The sequence below is a fragment of the Corynebacterium xerosis NBRC 16721 = ATCC 373 genome (assembly GCF_001552415.1).
In the GTDB taxonomy this organism is placed as follows: Bacteria; Actinomycetota; Actinomycetes; order Mycobacteriales; family Mycobacteriaceae; genus Corynebacterium; species Corynebacterium xerosis.
The window spans coordinates 659,180-675,224 of sequence record NZ_BCRD01000001.1 but is presented as its reverse complement, the minus strand read 5'-3'; the positions used below and the strand labels follow the sequence as shown (position 1 = coordinate 675,224).

The window sequence follows — 16,045 nt, the reverse complement described above, 5'->3', positions numbered from 1 at the left end:
TTCCCGGCCGCTTCAAGCAGCAAGATGGAAGCTTAAACCACAACCGGCAACCAAGTCAAACTCGGCCCAACCAGAAGATGAACTTCCCGCAAACTACCCGACCCCGCCAGCACCTTCCGGTGACCGGCAGCCCGTCTCGCTTGCCCCGGTAACACTACACACGACCTTCGCCCGCGACAAAATGCCAGGTCACTACCCATTTCGTCGCCAAATGACGCGTCACGCGGGCCGTCGTAAAGCGAAAACCCCGCCACCCCGCGCGAAGTGGGATGGCGGGGCGAACCGCAACGGGCTTCGGGCCGCGCGTCAGCGATTGACGCGCACGCCGGCGAAGTTCTTCTTGCCGCGGCGCAGGACCAGCCACTTGCCGTGCAGGAGGTCGGAATCGGCGGGCACCCAAGCCTCGTCGGTGATGCGCTCGTTGTTCGCGTAGGCGCCACCCTCCTTGATGGTGCGGCGAGCCTCGCCCTTCGACTTGGCCAGCCCGGAGGCGACCAGCAGATCCACGGCGTTATCCGGCTCGCCGGCGTTGACGTCGGCGACCTCGGTCTCCGACACGGCGGAAGCCAGGGTGTTCTCGTCCAGCTCGGTCAGCTCCGCACGGCCGAACAGCGCCTGCGCCGCCAGCTCCACGGCCTTCGTCGCCTCCGGGCCATGCACCAGGTCCGTCATCTCCTGCGCCAGGCGACGCTGGGCCTCGCGCTTGAACGGGCGCTCGGCGACGGCGACCTCGTACTCCGCGATTTCCTCGCGGGTCAGGAACGTGAACCACTTCAGGTAATCGACCACCACGGCGTCGCCGGCGTTGATGAAGTACTGGTACCAGGCGTACGGGCTGGTCTGCTCCGCATCGAGCCACAGCTTGCCGCCACCGGTGGACTTGCCGAACTTGTTTCCCTCGGCGTCGGTGACCAGCGGCACCGTCAGGCCATGGACCTTCTCGGCGTCCAGGCGACGGTTCAGGTCCACGCCGGAGACGATGTTGCCCCACTGATCGGACCCGCCGATCTGCAGGCGGCACCCGTAGTTGCGTCGCAGGTGCACGAAGTCGTTGGCCTGCAGCAGCATGTAGGAGAACTCGGTGTAGGACATGCCGTCGCTCTCGAGGCGGCGCTTGACGGTGTCGCGGTCGAGCATCGTGTTCAGCGAGAAGTTCTTGCCCAGGTCGCGCAGAAACTCGATGACCGACATCTTCGACACCCAGTCGTAGTTGTTGACCAGCAGGCCCCGGCCCGGCTGATCCTCCTCGACGATGTCGATGAAGCGGCGCAGCTGGCCCTCGATCTTCTCCACGTTGCCGGCGATCTCGGCCTCGGTGAGCATGGAACGCTCGCCGACGTCGCGCGGGTCGCCGATCATGCCGGTGGCGCCGCCGGCCAGGGCGATCGGGCGGTGCCCGGCCTCCTGGAAGCGCTTGAGCATCACCAGGGGAACCAGGTGGCCCGCGTGCAGCGAGGACCCCGTCGGGTCGAAGCCCACATACGCGGTGATGGGGCCGTCCTCGGCCAGGGCGCGAAGGGCGTCCAGGTCCGTCGACTGCGCGATGAGGCCGCGCCATTCCAGTTCGTCGATGATGTTCATGTCGGTCACGCGGGTCATCCTAACGTGCCGGGTCGCGGCGGGCGTCGCGGGGTCGCGGCGTGCCCCGGGTACGGCCTCCGACAGCTCCCGCTATCCGAGCCCATCCGCTTTCGCGTGGCGGCGGTACGCGGACACGCTGGGCTCGCCCGGGATCCAGAACCGCCACGGCCGTTCCGATGCACCACGTAGCCCCACGCGCGGCCCGGACTTCGGCGCGGGGCCCCGCTGGGCCTCCCCCGTCTCCAACTGGACGCGTGACCCGGCGTCGAACAGATCTAGCCCGTAGTCCCCCAAGTCAATGCCGAGGGCTTGCCCCAGGTTACCGGGGCCCCGAGCCAGGTTCGGCTTGACGACGCCCGCGCCCTCGCGGATCCGCCGCGCCATCGCGGCGTCCTCACCGTCGAGGATCGTGGCCGCCCGCAGCAGCACTCCCCCGCCGACGCCGTCGGGGCCGGCGGTGACGTTGGCGCAGAAATGGATTCCGTAGGAGCGGTACACGTACAGGTGGCCCGCCGGCCCGAACATCACGCGGTTGCGCGGCGTCGGCCCCGGCCACGTGTGCGCGCCCGGGTCGGGCCACGGGGAATCGGCGGGCCCGCCGTAGGCCTCGACTTCGGTGATCCGCGCCCGCAGGCCTTCCCCCGGAACGGCGAGCACCCGGCCGAGCAGCGTCTTCGCCGCTTCGGCCGGGTGCACGGACAGCAGTTTCGTGCCCAGTTCGCCGCTCAATTTCCCGCCGCTCATCGCGGCCAGGCGAACGCCTCGTCCGACAGCATCACGGGGATGCCGTCCTCGATGGGGTACGCGATGCCCAGGCGCTCGTTGACCAGGACGGACTCGTCCTCCAGGTACGTCAGCGGCCCCTTGTCGCGGGGGCAGGCGAGGATGTCCAGCAACTTCGGATCGAGGCTCATGCGCACCATCCTAGGACTCGCCGGAACGGACCGGGGCCGCGGCCCAGGTACGGCCGCCGAACGACGCCTCGCGGACGCGGCCGAGCTGCTCGGCCACGCGCACGCCGGCGGTGCCGCCGCGGGTGTCGCGCGACGCCACGGCACCATCGATGGTGAGCACCTCGCGCACATCCGGGGTCAGCGACTCGTGCACGCCGGCGAGCTCGTCGTCGGAAAGCTCGTGCAGGCCCACGCCGCGCGACTCCGCGATGCGGACGCACTGGCCCGAGGCCTCGTGCGCGACGCGGAAGGGCACGCCCTGGCGCACCATCCACTCGGCGAGATCGGTGGCCAGCGTGAAACCGGCCGGGGCGAGCTCGCGCATGCGGTCCACGTGGAACGTCAGGGTCGCGACCAGGCCCGTCATGGCCGGCAGCAGCAGGTTCAGCTGGGCGACCGAATCGACGATCGGCTCCTTGTCCTCCTGCAGGTCACGGTTGTACGCCAGGGGCTGGGCCTTGAGGGTGGCCATGAGTCCCGACAGGTTGCCGATCAGGCGGCCGGTCTTGCCTCGCGTGAGCTCGGCGACGTCCGGGTTCTTCTTCTGCGGCATGATCGACGACCCGGTCGACCACTCGTCGGCCAGCGTCACGTAGCCGAACTCGGGGGTGCACCAGGCGATGATCTCCTCGGCCAGACGCGACATGTCCACCGCGATCTGGGCCAGGACGAACGCGGTCTCCGACGCGAAGTCGCGGGAGCTGGTCGCGTCGATGGAGTTGTCGGCGGCCGAATCGAAGCCCAGCTCGGCCGCAATGGCCTCCGGGTCCAGGTGCAGCGACGAACCCGCCAGGGCGCCCGAGCCGTAGGGGCTCACCGCCAGGCGGCGATCGAGGTCGCGGATGCGGTCGACGTCGCGCAGCAGCGGCTGGGCATGCGCCAGCAGCTGATGGCCGAGCAGCACCGGCTGGGCGGCCTGGAAGTGCGTCTTGCCCGGCATGATCGCGTCCGGGTGGGCGGCCGACTGGTCCGCCAGGGCATCGACCAGGTCCAGCACGCCCGCCGCGATGTCGCGCACGGCGTCGCGCACCCACATGCGGAACAGCGTGGCCACCTGGTCGTTGCGGGACCGGCCCGCGCGCAGGCGGCCGCCGACCTCGGGGCCGACCCGGTCGATGAGGCCACGCTCCATCGCACCGTGAACGTCCTCGTCCGACTCCTCCGGGCCGAACGCCCCGGACGCCACGTCGGCGCCCAGATCGTCCAGGCCCTTCAGCATGGTGGCCAGGTCGTCGTCGGACAGCAGGCCCCGCGCATTGAGGACCTTGGCGTGCGCCTTCGAGGCGAGCACGTCATAGGGCGCCAGCACCCAGTCGAAATGGGTCGACTTGCTCAACGCCGCCATGGCGTCGGCGGGACCGCCGGCGAACCGGCCGCCCCACAGCGAACCCTCGTTGGTGCCGTGCTTTGCGACGGCGGACTGCTCGGACATGTCGGTGGTGCTCCTCTTACAGGTTGAAGTCGCGCTTGGCGGCCATCTTGGACGACAGGCCGTGCAGCTCCACGAAACCGCGGGCCAGGGTCTGGTCGAAGGTGTCGCCCTCGTCGTAGGTGGCCAGGTTGAAGTCGTACAGCGACGAGTTCGAACGGCGGCCGTTGACGTTGCAGTTGCCCGCGTGCATGACCATGCGGATGTCGCCGGAAACGCCCTTCTGGGACTCCTCGATGAAGGTGTCCAGCGCGCGCTTGAGCGGGGAGAACCACAGGCCGTCGTACACCAGCTCGGACCACTTGGCCTCGACGCCGCGCTTGTAGCGGGCCAGCTCGCGCTCGACGGTGACGTCCTCCATGGCGGTGTGGGCCGTCATCAGGGCGATGGCGCCCGGAGCCTCGTAGATCTCGCGCGACTTGATGCCCACCAGGCGGTCCTCGACCATGTCCAGGCGGCCGATGCCCTGCGCGCCGGCGCGGCGGTTCATCTCCTCGACGGCCTCCAGCATGGTCACCGGCTTGCCGTCGATGGCGACCGGCTTGCCGTCCTCGAAGGAGATGATGACCTCGTCCGGGGAGTTGAAGTTGAGGGTGGGGTCCTCGGTGTAGGCGTAGACGTCCTTGGTCGGGGCATTCCACAGGTCCTCGAGGTAGCCGGTCTCGATGGCGCGGCCCCACAGGTTCTGGTCGATGGAGAACGGCGACGACTTCGACTGCTCGATCGGGATGTCGTTCTTCTCGGCGAAGGCGATGGCCTTGTCGCGGGTCCAGGCGTAGTCGCGGGCCGGGGCGATGATCTTCAGGTCCGGGGCGGTGTTGGAGAAGCCGACCTCGAAGCGGACCTGGTCGTTGCCCTTGCCGGTGCAGCCGTGGGCGACGTGGGTGCCGCCGTGGTCCTTGGCGGCCTGCGCCATGTGCTTGACGATCAGCGGGCGCGACAGCGCCGAGACCAGCGGGTACTGCTTCATGTACAGGGCGTTGGCCTTGATGGCCGGCAGGCAGTACTCTTCGGCGAACTCGTCACGGGCGTCGACGATGACCGACTCCACGGCGCCGGCGTCGAGGGCGCGCTGGCGGATGGACTCCATGTCCTCGCCGCCCTGGCCCACGTCGATGGACACGGCGACGACCTCGGCGCCGGTCTCCTGCTTCATCCACTCGATGGCGACGGTGGTGTCCAGGCCGCCGGAGTAGGCGAGAATGACCCGATCAGTCATGTGGGTTCGCTCCTTCTTGAGGGGTGTTGATACTTGTCGATTCTACTGCCCGGCGTCGCCGGACAAACGCCGGGCCAGGTCCGCCCCCGTGAGGGGCTCCCGGGCCAGGCAGAAAATGGTGTCGTCGCCGGCGATGGTACCGGCGATGTCGGGCAGGCCCGCGCGGTCGATCACGCTGGCCAGGTACTGCGCGGCCCCGGGCGGGGTGCGCAGCACGGCGATGGTCCCGGAGTGGTCGGCCCCGACGAGAAGCTCGTCGAGGACGCGGCGCATCCGGGCGACCGCGCCGCGGCTGGCGGCGATCCCGTCGGAATCGCCCTCCAGCACGTAGCGGGCGGCGGAGGCGCCGTCCTCGCGGATCTTGCGGGCGCCGAGTTCGTCGAGGTCCCGGGACAGCGTCGCCTGTGCGATGTCGATGCCCTCCGCCGCCAGCAGAGCGGCCAGCTCCACCTGGCTGGAGATCCGCCGCCGCCGCAGCAGGTCCGCGATGCGGGCCTGGCGGGCGGTGCGTGAACCGGGGATGGTCATGGCGCGCCTACGCTTCCCCGCCGGTGTTGCGCTCCAGCAGCCACGCAAGCAGCGCCTTCTGGGCGTGCATGCGGTTCTCCGCCTCGTCGAAGACCACGGAGGCCGGGCCGTCGATGACCTCGGCGGTGACCTCGTTGCCCCGGTAGGCGGGCAGGCAGTGGAGAAAGATCGCCCCGTCGGCGGCCTTGGCCATCAGCTCGGCGTTGACCTGGTACGGCAGGAAGGGCGTGCGGCGGTCGAGGCCGTCGTCCTCCTGGCCCATCGACACCCAGGTGTCGGTGAGCACGATCTCGGCGCCGGCGATGGCCTCGTCGACGTCGGCGGTCACGGCGACCGTCGCCCCGGTGTCCGCGGCGACCTTCCGGGCGCGTTCGACGAACCGTGCCTCCGGCTGGAATCCTTCCGGCGCGCAGATGGTCACGTCGAGGCCGGCCGTCGCAAAGCCGACCAGGTACGAGTTGGCCATGTTGTTGGCGCCGTCGCCGAAGTAGACCGCCTTGCGGCCGGACAGGCCCGCCTGGCCCTGCTCCGGACAGAGGTTCTCGATGATGGTCTGCAGGTCCGCGAGGATCTGGCAGGGGTGGAACTCGTCGGACAGGGCGTTGACCACCGGCACGGTCGCCGTTTCGGTCATCGCCTCCAGGCCGGCCTGCGCGTAGGTGCGCCAGACGATCGCCGAGACGAACCGCGACAGCACGGCCGCGGTGTCCTGGTAGGTCTCGCCCTTGCCCATCTGCGAGGCGCCGGAGTCCACGACGATGGAGTTGCCGCCCAGGGCGGCGATGCCGGCGTCGAAGGAAAAGCGCGTGCGGGTCGACGTCTTGTCGAACAGCACGGCCACGGACTGCGGCCCCTCCAGCGGGCGGGCCGCGTACGGGTCGGCCTTGAACTGCGCGGCCAGCGCGAGGACCTCGGCTTGTTCGGCCCGGGTCAGGTCGTCGTCCGCGAGGAAGTGTCGGGTGGTCACCGTCGTCACGGCTCCTTTCTTGTCTGTTGCTTTGCGACGGCCGCCGGTGCGGCCCGCCGCGTGCCCGGTCGCAGGTGCCCCGGGCGGGTCGGGCGTGGGCTAGTCGTCGGCGGCGTCGAGCGCGTCCTGCGCCTCGGCGAGGCACTGGCCGACGAGCTCGACGGCGCGGTCGATTTCCTCGTCGGTGAGGTTGAGCGGCGGGACGATGCGGATGACGTTGGGCTGCGGGGCGTTGAGGATCACGCCGTTGCGGTAGCCCGCGTCGACCGCGCCCTTGGCCAGCGGCCCGGCCAGGACCAGGCCGAGCATGAAACCGCGGCCGCGGACGTGGTCGACGTTGTCCAGCGAGGCGAGCTTGCGGGCCATGACCCGGCCCTTCTCCGCCACGCGGTCGATGAGCCCCTCGGTTTCCAGCACGTCGATGACGGCCAGCGCCGCCGAGGTGCACACGGGGTTGCCGCCGAAGGTGGTGCCGTGGGTGCCCGGGGTGAACAGCTTCGCCGCCTTGCCGTGGGCGACGACCGCGCCCAGCGGCAGTCCGCCGCCGAGGCCCTTGGCCAGCGTCATCACGTCGGGGACGATGTTCGAGTGCTGGTGGGCGAACCAGGCGCCGGTGCGGCCGATGCCGGTCTGCACCTCGTCGACGATCATCATGACGCCGTAGCGCTCCGTCAGGGAGCGGACCTGCTCGAGGTAGCCCTCCGGCGGGGCGACGACGCCGGTCTCGCCCTGGATCGGCTCCAGGATGATCGCGGCGACGCCCAGCGGGTCGGCCTCGATGGTCTTGGTCAGGAACTCGATGTCGCCGAAGGGCACGAATTCCACGCCTGCGGGCATCGGCTCGAACGGGGCGCGCTTGTCCGGCTGGCCGGTCATGGCCAGGGCGCCCATGGTGCGGCCGTGGAAACCGTGGTTGGTGGCGATGATCCGGCGGCGGCCGGTCATGCGCGCGAGCTTGAACGCTGCCTCGTTGGCCTCGGTGCCGGAGTTGCAGAACATCACGCGGGTGTCTTCCGCGCCCCAGCCGGTGAGCTCGATGAGCTTCTCGGCCAGCTTCAAGGGCGGCTCGGAGGCGAAGATGTTGGACACGTGGCCCAACTCGGCGACCTGCTTCGACACCGCATCGACGATGGCCGGGTTGCCGTGGCCGAGGACGTTGACGGCGATGCCCGCGAGCAGGTCCAGGTAGCGCTTGCCCTCGGAGTCGGTCAGCCACGGGCCCTCGCCCTTGACCAGCTCGATGCGCGGGGTGCCGTAGTTGTCCATCATCCTGGAGGTCCAGGCGGCGGTGAAGTCGGTCATGCGTGATCCCCCTTGGAATCGGTGGTGTCGGCGGTGACGGAGTTGTCGGTGAGGTCGGCGGCGTCGGAGATGTCCGCGGCGGCGTCGGCGGCGGATCCGGAGGATCGCGGCACCGGAGCCGTCGCCGCCGCCCCGCCCTCGGCCTCGGCACGGGCGTCCTCGAGGTCGCCCATGGCCGCGCGGATCGCGCGGGCACCCGGGTCGTCGCCCAGCGTGCCGTCGCCGGGGCGCACCATGGTGCCGATGCCGCCGGAGGTCAGCAGCTCCAGCAGCACGGAGTGCGGCTGGCGGCCGTCGATGACGTGGGCGGCCTTGACCCCGTTGTCCACGGCGTGGAGGCACGACTCCATCTTCGGGATCATGCCGGCATCGAGGCCGGGGACGACCTCCCGGAGTTCGTTGGCCGCGATCTGCGAGACCAGGGATCCCTTGTCCGGCCAGTTGGTGTACAGGCCCTCGACGTTGGTCAGGATCACCAGGCGCTCGGCGCCCAGCGCCGCCGCGAGCGCACCCGCCGCGGTATCGGCGTTGACGTTGTACACCTCGCCGTCGGCACCGGGTGCGATGGTCGAGACCACCGGGATCCGCCCCGCGTCGATCAAGTCGAACAAGGATTCCGACTTGACTTCGACGATGTCGCCCACGAGCCCGATGTCCGTGGGCACGCCGCCGACGTCGACCAGGCGCTTCTCGGCGGTGAACAGCCCGGCATCCTCTCCGGAGGTGCCCACGGCCAGCGGGCCATGGGCGTTGATCAGGCCGACCAGCTCGCGGCCGACCTGGCCGAAGAGCACCATGCGGACGACCTCCATGACCTCCGGCGTGGTCACGCGGAAACCGCCGCGGAACTCGCCGTCGAGGCCCAGCCGGCGCAGCATCGCGGAGATCTGCGGGCCGCCGCCGTGCACGACGACGGGCTTGATGCCCACCGTGCGAAGGAACACCATGTCCTGGGCGAAGGCGGCCTTGAGGCGGTCGTCGGTCATGGCGTTGCCGCCGTACTTGATCACGACGACCTTGTCGCGGTGGTGCTGCAACCACGGCAGGGCCTCGGCCAGCACGTGGGCGCGCTGTTCCGGGGTGAGGTCCTCGGTGAGGTTTCCGTTGAACGGGCTCATGGGTGGCGGCCTTCCTTAGGTCGAGTACGCCGAGTTGATGTGCACGTAGTCGTGCGAGAGGTCGGTGGTGCGCACGGTCGCCGATCGCGCGTCGCCGGTGCCCAGGTCGACTTCCACGTGGATGTCGGTCCCGGACAGGTCGACCTCGCGGGCGTCGGGGGTGCCGCCGGTGTCGCGGCAGACGACGTGGCCGTTGAAGGACACCGTGATGTGCTCGGGGTCCATGTCCACGGGCGCGACGCCGACGGCGGCGAGCACGCGGCCCCAGTTCGGGTCGGAGCCGAACATGGCGCACTTGAACAGGTTGTCGCGGCCGATGATGCGTGCGGCGACCAGCGCGTCGTCTTCCCCGCCGGTGCCGGTGACGGTGATGGCCACGCGCTTGGTCACGCCCTCGGCGTCGGCCTGCATCTGGGCGGCGATGGAGTCGCACACGGCCAGCACGGCGGCGTCGAGCTCCTCCTGGGAGGGCACGTGGCCCGACGCGCCGGAAGCCAACAGCAGCACGGTGTCGTTGGTGGACGTCGAGCCATCGATGTCGAGGCGGTTGAACGTCACGTCCGATGCCGCGGCCAGCGCGGCGTGGGCCATCTCCGGGGTGATGTCCGCGTCGGTGGTCAGCACGCCGAGCATCGTGGCCATGGACGGGCTGATCATGCCGACGCCCTTGCCCATCGCGCCGACCGTGAATCCGTCGGTGCGGTGCACCGCTTGCTTGTCGACGAGATCCGTGGTCATGATCGCCGTGGCCGCGGCACGGGCCGCGGCGGGATCGGCGGAAAGCCCCGCCACCAGCGGTTCGATGCCGCCGAGGATCACGCCCATGGGCAGCCTGTCGCCGATGAGCCCGGTGGAGCACACGGCGACGTCGGTCACGGGCACGCCGAACTCGTCGGAAAGCGACTCGCAGGAGCGCAGCGCATCCTCGATGCCCGGGCGCCCGTTGCACGCGTTTGCGTTGCCGGAATTGAGCAGGACCGCCGTGATGGAGCCGTCCCGGACGTGGTCGCGGGTGACGGTGACCGGGGCGGCCTCGACGCGGTTGCGGGTGAAGACGGCCGCGGCGGTCTTCTTCGGGCCGTCGTTGACCACCAGCGCCATGTCGGGGTTGCCGGACGCCTTGATGCCGGCGGTCACGCCGGAGGCCCGGAAACCCCGCGGGGCGGTGACGCCGCCGCACTCGGGCCCGAACTCGACGGTGCCGCCCACGGACGCATCCGCGGCGGAAATGTTCCGATCGGTCACGGCGCGACTCCCGCCAGGGGCAGCCCGGCCGTTTCCGGCTGGCCGAGGACCAGGTTCATGCACTGCACGGCCGCGCCGCCGGTGCCCTTGGTCAGGTTGTCGATCGCGGAGGTGACCAGCAGGCGCCCGGCCCGCTCGTCGACCTCGACCTGCACCTGCACCAGGTTGGAGCCCACGACCGACTTCGTCTGGGGCTGGATGCCCTCGGCCAGCAGCTGGACGAACGGCTCGTCGGCGAACGTGGCCGCATAGGCCTCGCGGGCCGAGGCGGTGGTCACCGTGGCGTCGGCCAGCGGCGCGGTGGCCGTGGTCAGGATGCCGCGCGAGGTCGGCGCGAGGACCGGGGTGAAACTGACGGAGAGATCCTCGGCGAAGGGGCGCAGGTTCTGGACGAACTCGGCGGTGTGCCGGTGGCGGCCCGCGGTGTTGTACGCCTTGAGGTTGCCCATGACCTCGGAACCGAGCATCGGCACCGCGGCCTTCTTGCCCGCGCCCGAGGTGCCCGTGATGGACACGACGGCGAAATCGGGCTCGACCAGCCCGGACGCCAGCGACGGGAACAGCGCGATGGTGGCTCCCGTGGGGAAGCAGCCGGGCACGGCGATGCGGTTGGCGGCGGCGATCTTCTCGCGCTGGTTCGGCAGCTCCGGGATGCCGTAGGTCCAGGTGCCGGCATGCGGCGACCCGTAGTAGTGCTCCCACTCGGCGGCGTCGGACAACCGGAAATCGGCGCCGCAGTCGATGATGGTGACATCGTCGCCGAGCTGCTCCGCGATGGCGGCCGAATGGCCGTGCGGCAGGCCCAGGAAGACCACGTCGTGGCCGCCGAGGGTGTCGGCGCTGGTGTCCTCGATGCGGCGGTCCGCCAGCGGCGCGAGATGCGGCATGATGTCGCCCACTCGCGCGCCGGCGTTGGAGGCGCCGGTGAGGGCGCCGATGGTCAGTTCGCCGGACAGGTAAGCGGGGTGCGAAAGGAGCAGCCGGAGGATTTCTCCTCCGGCATAACCCGTCGCCCCGGCGATCGCCACTGAAATGCTCATGCGGCCATTCAACACGTTCATTCACTCCGATGCAAGATATTCATTACATCGGCGTACCGCGTCGAGTGGCCGCATGGCGCGTAGGGCGCTCGGGAAAAAGAGCGCGCGGGGCGCCGCAACGAAACTAGCCGCGCAACTCCGCATCATGGCGCTGCTTCGCCAACTCGATGGCGGCGAGGCGGCCGGCGGAGGCCTCGTCCTCGGTCAGTGTGCGGTCGGTGGCGCGGAAGCGCAGCGAGAACGCCAGGGAACGGCGCCCCTCGCCCAGCTGCTCCGAGCGGTAGACGTCGAAGATGCGGATGGACTCGAGCAGCTCGCCCGCACCCTCGCGGACGGTGGCCTCGACGTCGGAGGCCGGGACCTCGTCCGAGACGACCAGCGCCAGATCCTGGTGCACCGCCGGGAAGGGGCTGAGCACGGGAGCCGGCAGGCCCTCCTCCAGCGGCAGCGCATCCAAATCGATCTCCAGCGCGCAGGTGCGCTCCGGCAGGCCGGCGGCGGCGATGACCTTCGGGTGCAACTCGCCGGCGTAGCCGACCACGCGGCCGTCGACGCTCAGCTCCGCACAGCGGCCCGGGTGCCACGGCAGGTGCTCGGCGTTGCGGATCTCCAGCTCGACGCCTGCGGCGCGGGCGATGACGCGGGCCGCCTCGATGGCATCGGCGGCGGAGTAGTCGCGGCCCGGGCCCCACGGGGAGTCGAGCTCGATCTGGCCGCAGGCCACGGTCGCGACGTGCAGCGGCTGATCCGGCAGGGACTCGCGCAGCTCGCGCAGCTCCTCGGCGTCGGGCAGACCGGCGGTGGACGGCATGGACGACCGGCCTGCGCCGCGCACCAGGCTGATCTGCTCGACGCCGTACAGCGCCAGGTCGACCTGGCCGCGGGAGACGTTGCGGCGCAGCGAGTCGAGCATCGCCGGAAGCAGCGTGGTGCCCAACTGGGCACGGTCGCTCTCCAGCGGGTTGATCACCTTGACGGTGTTGCGGCGCGGGTCGTCGGCGTCGAGGCCCCAGACATCGAAGACGTCGTTGGCGGTGAACGGCGTCGGGAGGATCTCCAGGTAGCCGTTGTGGGCCAGCGCGTGGCCGACGGAGCGGCGCAGCTGCTGGCGCGGGGTCAGGCCGCGGCCGGCGGGGGCGACCGGGAGCACCACGGGGATGTCCTCGAGGCCCTCCAGGCGCAGAACCTCCTCGACCAGGTCGGCGGACATGGTCAGGTCCGGGCGCCACGTCGGCGGGGTGACCATCAGCTTCGCGCCGCAGGACGAGACCTCGACGGAGCAGCCGACCTCCTCGAGGCGGCCGATGACGGTCTCGCGGGAGTAGTCGACGCCGGCGACGCGCGACGGGCGATCCACGGGGAACTCGATGACCGACGGCGCCGGCACATCGCCGACGAGCGTGCGGCCCGGCTCCACCGTGCCGCCGCCGAGCTCGGCGAGCAGGCGGCAGGCCAGATCCAGCGAGGGCTCGACCAGTGCCGGGTCGACGCTGCGCTCGTAGCGGCGCGACGACTCGGACGAGAGCTTGTGGCGGCGGCCCGTGCGGAACACCCGCAGCGGCGACCAGATGGCGGCCTCGAACAGGACATCCGTGGTGCCCTCGGAGATCTCCGAGGTCAGGCCGCCCATCACGCCGGCCAGGGACTGGATGCCGGACTCGTCGCAGATGACGACGTCCTCGGGGTCCAGCGTGCGCTCGACGTGGTCGAGGGTGGTCAGGGTCTCCCCCGCCACCGCGTTGCGCACGGTCAGGCCGCCGGCGATGGCGCCGCCGTCGAAGGCGTGCATCGGCTGGCCGAGCAGCAGCATCACGTAGTTGGTGATGTCCGTGGGCAGGTTGACGCTGCGCTGGCCCGCCAGGAGCAGGCGGCGGCGCATCCACCACGGGGTCGGCGCGTCCGGGTCGACGCCGGTGACGCGGCGCAGGCCGAAGCGCAGCGCATCGGTTTCCGGGCGCACGTCGAGGTCCAGGACGGAACCCTCCGCCGGAATCGGCTCGACGGCCGCCGGATCGGCGAACCCGACGCCGAACGCCGAGGCGATCTCGCGGCCCAGGCCACGGGCCGACAGGGCGTACCCGCGGTCCGGCGTGACGTTGACCTCGAAGAGCTCGTCGTCCAGGCCCAGGAAGGCACGGGCGTCCGATCCGATGGCGACGCCGGACGAGGCGTCGTCAAGCAAAGAAGAAGGCAGCGTGATGATGCCCGCCGACTGCGCCGTCAGGCCCAACTCGGCCTCCGAGCAGAGCATGCCCGCGGAAATCTTGCCGTAGGTCTCGCGCGCGCCGATGGCGAAATCGCCGGGCAGCACCGCACCCGGCAGCGCCACGACGACGACGTCGCCCTCGGCGAAGTTGCGGGCGCCGCAGATGATGCCCTGCTTCTCCCCCGTGCCGTTGGCGTCGGCGACGTCGACCTGGCAGAAACGGATCGGCTTCTTGAACTCGGTGAGCTCCTCGATGTGGTCGACGCGGCCGAAGACCAGCGGACCGGTCACCGGCGGCAGGGGCTCGTGGCCCTCCGTCTCGAAGCCGACGCGGACGAAACCGGCGTCGAGCTCGTCGGGCGTGACGGACCAGCCGGGATTGGCGGTGGCGACGACGTCGGTGACCCAGGACTGCGGGATGAACATGGTGAAGTTTCTCCTTGAGGTGGTGGGTTACCGGACTAGCCGCGGATGCCGAAGGGCTGGGTGAAACGGACGTCGCCCTCGACCATGTCGCGCATGTCGGACAGGCCGTTGCGGAACTGCAGGGTGCGCTCCAGGCCCATGCCGAACGCGAAGCCCGAGTACTTCTCCGGGTCGATGCCCGATGCCTTCAGGACGTTCGGGTTGACCATGCCGCAGCCGCCCCACTCGATCCAGCCGGCGCCGCCCTTCTTGTTCGGGAACCACACGTCGACCTCGGCGGACGGCTCGGTGAACGGGAAGTAGTTCGGGCGCATGCGGGTGCGGGTCTCCGGGCCGAAGAGTTCCTTGGCCATGTGGTCCAGGGTGCCGCGCAAATGGCCCATGGTCAGGCCCTCGTCGATGGCCAGACCCTCCACCTGGTGGAACACCGGGGTGTGGGTGGCGTCGAGCTCGTCGGTGCGGAAGGTGCGGCCCGGGCAGATGACGTAGATCGGCAGATCGCGCTCCTGCATGGTGCGCACCTGGACCGGCGAGGTGTGCGTGCGCAGCACCTGCAGCGAACCCGACGGCGCGATGTGGAACGTGTCCTGCAGCGTGCGCGCGGGGTGGTCGGGCAGGAAGTTCAGGGCGTCGAAGTTGAAGTACTCCGCCTCGACCTCCGGGCCTTCGGCGATCTCCCAGCCCATGCCCAGGAAAATGTCGCCGATCTGCTCCGACAGGATGGTGATCGGGTGCATGCCGCCGCGCTGGCCGCGGGTGGTGTCGACGGTGACGTCGATGCGCTCCTCGACGAGGCGGCGGGCGGCGTCCTCCTCCTCCAGCACGGCCTGGCGCTGCGCGAAGTTCTTCTCCACCCGGCCGCGCGCCATGTTGACGCGGCGGCCGGCGTCCTTGCGCTCCGCCTTGGGGATCGACCCCAGCGCACGGCGCGCCTGCGGGATCGGGGCATCGTCGCCCAGGTGCGCGCGGCGCGCCTCGGCGAGCTGCGCCAGATCGGCGGCCTCGGCGAACGCGGCGGCCGCGGCGGCTGCGGCGGCGTCCAGCGCTTCCTCGGACAGGTCGATGGAGATGGGGGTGTCGCTCACGTCAGATGCCCATTTCTTCGTCGGCGGGGACGACGGGCCCCGGAACGCGCATGCGGCGACCGGGAACCCGTTCTTGACAACGGGCAATCATAGCGGTTCGGCCGCTACTTGCCGCGAGCGGTCTCCCACAGGCACATCGCCGCGGCCGTGGCCAGATTCAGCGATTCCGCGCCACCACGGATGGGGATGGACACGCGGTGGCCCGCACCGGCGATCACGTCGGCGGGCAGGCCATGGGCCTCGTTGCCGAACAACCACGCCACCGGCCCGGCCGGAAGCTCGTCGGCCCCGAGGACCAACTCGCCGTTCATGGTGGTCGCCAGCGTCGTGAAGCCCGAAGCGGCCAGGGATTCCAGGACCGCCCCCAGGTCCCGCTCGCGGGCGACGGGCACGTTGAAGACCGATCCCGCCGAGGACCGCACGACCTTGCCGCCGAGCGGATCGACGGAGTCGCCGGCGAGCACCACACCGCCGGCACCGAGGGCGTCGGCCATGCGGATGATCGTGCCCGCGTTGCCCGGATCGTTGCATTCCACGGGCACTACGAGCATGCCCGACGCCACGCCGGCGGCGACCGCGTCATCGAGTCCCGACAGCACCGCCCCCGAGGAGCACACCGCGAACAGGCCGGTGGTGGTCACCGTCTCCGCCAGCGAGGCGGCCGCGGAATCGTCGATGATCGACACCGGCCGACCGGACGCGGCGATGGCCTCGACGAGCTCACGGTGGGCGTCGATCGCGTCGTCGGTGGCGAATGCCTCGACGATCGCGCCGGCCCGCGACGCGGCGTCGACGGAGTTGAAGCCCTCGATCAGGAAGCGCCCGGCCTTGCGGCGGGCGGCGGCCCGATGGAGCTTGGAAGCCGAAACGACCCGCGGAGTCCTTGCGGTGAAGGTATCCACGGGTCGTCGGAAGTCGTCAGCCATGCAGCAGACGTTACGCGAGG

13 protein-coding genes and 1 pseudogene are annotated in these 16,045 nt (G+C 70.5%); all 14 read right to left on the bottom strand.

What is annotated here, in order from left to right; translation table 11 throughout:
• Positions 1-306 precede the first annotated feature (306 nt).
• A complete protein-coding gene (gene tyrS, locus CX1_RS02960; RefSeq protein WP_046650656.1) occupies positions 307-1,581 on the bottom strand; it encodes a tyrosine--tRNA ligase in 1,275 nt (424 codons plus the stop codon).
• Between the two features lie 90 nt (positions 1,582-1,671).
• A complete protein-coding gene (locus tag CX1_RS02955) occupies positions 1,672-2,298 on the bottom strand; it encodes a DNA-3-methyladenine glycosylase (RefSeq protein WP_174520140.1) in 627 nt (208 codons plus the stop codon).
• Positions 2,299-2,321: 23 nt separating this feature from the next.
• Positions 2,322-2,495, bottom strand: coding sequence for a Trm112 family protein (locus tag CX1_RS02950; RefSeq protein ID WP_046650655.1), 174 nt, complete (start codon positions 2,493-2,495; stop codon positions 2,322-2,324).
• 10 nt (positions 2,496-2,505) lie between these two features.
• On the bottom strand, positions 2,506-3,966 hold the full coding sequence (gene argH, locus CX1_RS02945; RefSeq protein WP_046650633.1) for an argininosuccinate lyase: 1,461 nt from the start codon (positions 3,964-3,966) through the stop codon (positions 2,506-2,508).
• Positions 3,967-3,982: 16 nt separating this feature from the next.
• Positions 3,983-5,182 carry an argininosuccinate synthase gene (locus CX1_RS02940; RefSeq protein ID WP_046650632.1) on the bottom strand — a complete coding sequence of 400 codons (1,200 nt, stop codon included), beginning with the start codon at positions 5,180-5,182 and terminating at the stop codon, positions 3,983-3,985.
• A gap of 42 nt (positions 5,183-5,224) precedes the next feature.
• A complete protein-coding gene (locus tag CX1_RS02935; RefSeq protein WP_046650631.1) occupies positions 5,225-5,710 on the bottom strand; it encodes an arginine repressor in 486 nt (161 codons plus the stop codon).
• Positions 5,711-5,717: 7 nt separating this feature from the next.
• Positions 5,718-6,686 carry an ornithine carbamoyltransferase gene (gene argF, locus CX1_RS02930; protein ID WP_046650630.1) on the bottom strand — a complete coding sequence of 323 codons (969 nt, stop codon included), beginning with the start codon at positions 6,684-6,686 and terminating at the stop codon, positions 5,718-5,720.
• A 90-nt stretch (positions 6,687-6,776) separates the two neighbouring features.
• Entirely contained in the window at positions 6,777-7,979 is a 1,203-nt protein-coding gene (locus CX1_RS02925) for an acetylornithine transaminase (protein ID WP_046650629.1), read from the bottom strand.
• Between the two features lie 224 nt (positions 7,980-8,203).
• A pseudogene (argB, locus tag CX1_RS02920) lies at positions 8,204-9,097 on the bottom strand (acetylglutamate kinase); the annotation flags it as partial.
• A 15-nt stretch (positions 9,098-9,112) separates the two neighbouring features.
• The gene (gene argJ / locus CX1_RS02915) at positions 9,113-10,306 is read right to left on the bottom strand and encodes a bifunctional glutamate N-acetyltransferase/amino-acid acetyltransferase ArgJ (RefSeq protein WP_046650654.1); all 1,194 of its coding nucleotides are present in this window, start codon (positions 10,304-10,306) and stop codon (positions 9,113-9,115) included.
• 32 nt (positions 10,307-10,338) lie between these two features.
• The gene (gene argC / locus CX1_RS02910; RefSeq protein ID WP_046650653.1) at positions 10,339-11,382 is read right to left on the bottom strand and encodes an N-acetyl-gamma-glutamyl-phosphate reductase; all 1,044 of its coding nucleotides are present in this window, start codon (positions 11,380-11,382) and stop codon (positions 10,339-10,341) included.
• Positions 11,383-11,506: 124 nt separating this feature from the next.
• Positions 11,507-14,014 carry a phenylalanine--tRNA ligase subunit beta gene (pheT, locus tag CX1_RS02905; RefSeq protein ID WP_046650628.1) on the bottom strand — a complete coding sequence of 836 codons (2,508 nt, stop codon included), beginning with the start codon at positions 14,012-14,014 and terminating at the stop codon, positions 11,507-11,509.
• Between the two features lie 35 nt (positions 14,015-14,049).
• On the bottom strand, positions 14,050-15,099 hold the full coding sequence (gene pheS, locus CX1_RS02900; protein ID WP_046650627.1) for a phenylalanine--tRNA ligase subunit alpha: 1,050 nt from the start codon (positions 15,097-15,099) through the stop codon (positions 14,050-14,052).
• A gap of 104 nt (positions 15,100-15,203) precedes the next feature.
• A complete protein-coding gene (locus tag CX1_RS02895; protein ID WP_082719033.1) occupies positions 15,204-16,025 on the bottom strand; it encodes a TrmH family RNA methyltransferase in 822 nt (273 codons plus the stop codon).
• Positions 16,026-16,045 lie beyond the last annotated feature (20 nt).

What these genes read in the sequence shown, in the direction of transcription:
- tyrS (WP_046650656.1), bottom strand. Translation starts at nt 1,581, where the DNA reads ATGAACATCATCGACGAACTGGAATGGCGCGGCCTCATCGCGCAGTCG.
- CX1_RS02950 (WP_046650655.1), bottom strand. Translation starts at nt 2,495, where the DNA reads ATGAGCCTCGATCCGAAGTTGCTGGACATCCTCGCCTGCCCCCGCGAC.
- argH (WP_046650633.1), bottom strand. Translation starts at nt 3,966, where the DNA reads ATGTCCGAGCAGTCCGCCGTCGCAAAGCACGGCACCAACGAGGGTTCG.
- CX1_RS02940 (WP_046650632.1), bottom strand. Translation starts at nt 5,182, where the DNA reads ATGACTGATCGGGTCATTCTCGCCTACTCCGGCGGCCTGGACACCACC.
- CX1_RS02935 (WP_046650631.1), bottom strand. Translation starts at nt 5,710, where the DNA reads ATGACCATCCCCGGTTCACGCACCGCCCGCCAGGCCCGCATCGCGGAC.
- CX1_RS02925 (WP_046650629.1), bottom strand. Translation starts at nt 7,979, where the DNA reads ATGACCGACTTCACCGCCGCCTGGACCTCCAGGATGATGGACAACTAC.
- argC (WP_046650653.1), bottom strand. Translation starts at nt 11,382, where the DNA reads ATGAGCATTTCAGTGGCGATCGCCGGGGCGACGGGTTATGCCGGAGGA.
- pheT (WP_046650628.1), bottom strand. Translation starts at nt 14,014, where the DNA reads ATGTTCATCCCGCAGTCCTGGGTCACCGACGTCGTCGCCACCGCCAAT.
- CX1_RS02895 (WP_082719033.1), bottom strand. Translation starts at nt 16,025, where the DNA reads ATGGCTGACGACTTCCGACGACCCGTGGATACCTTCACCGCAAGGACT.